Consider the following 457-nt stretch of genomic DNA (forward strand, 5'->3'; position numbering starts at 1 on the left):
CATCTTCGCCTTCACCAGCGAATGCCCGGTCTTCCACATCAGCGGCACCCCGCCATGCCGCCTCACCCACGGCGCGATATGCCGCGTGCACTTGACGTCGTACAGGATCTCGCGCCCCGGATGGCGCGTGAGCACGTCCTGCGCAAACAGCATCAGTTGCCGGTCCGGATAAATGATCTGTCCATCCTTGGTCACCACGCCCAACCGGTCGCCGTCGCCGTCGAACGCCAGCCCGAGCTCGGCATCCGTTTCTTTCAGACAGCGAATCAGGTCCTGCAGGTTTTCCGGATGGGCCGGATCGGGATGGTGGTTGGGGAAATGGCCGTCGACCTCGCAAAACAGTTCACGCACCTCGCATCCGAGCGCGCGGTACAAGTCGCCGGCGTACGCCCCGGCCACGCCATTGCCGCAATCGATCGCGATCTTCATCGGTCGCGCCAGCTTGACGTCGCCGGTG

Annotated in this window: 1 pseudogene; it reads right to left on the reverse strand. The window is 64.1% G+C overall.

The annotated features are described in order from the left end of the window. Positions 1 to 457, reverse strand: a pseudogene (locus A6M56_RS05220) (phosphomannomutase/phosphoglucomutase); the annotation flags it as partial.

This window comes from Ralstonia sp. RL, from assembly GCF_001683835.1.
Taxonomy (GTDB): domain Bacteria; phylum Pseudomonadota; class Gammaproteobacteria; order Burkholderiales; family Burkholderiaceae; genus Ralstonia; species Ralstonia mannitolilytica.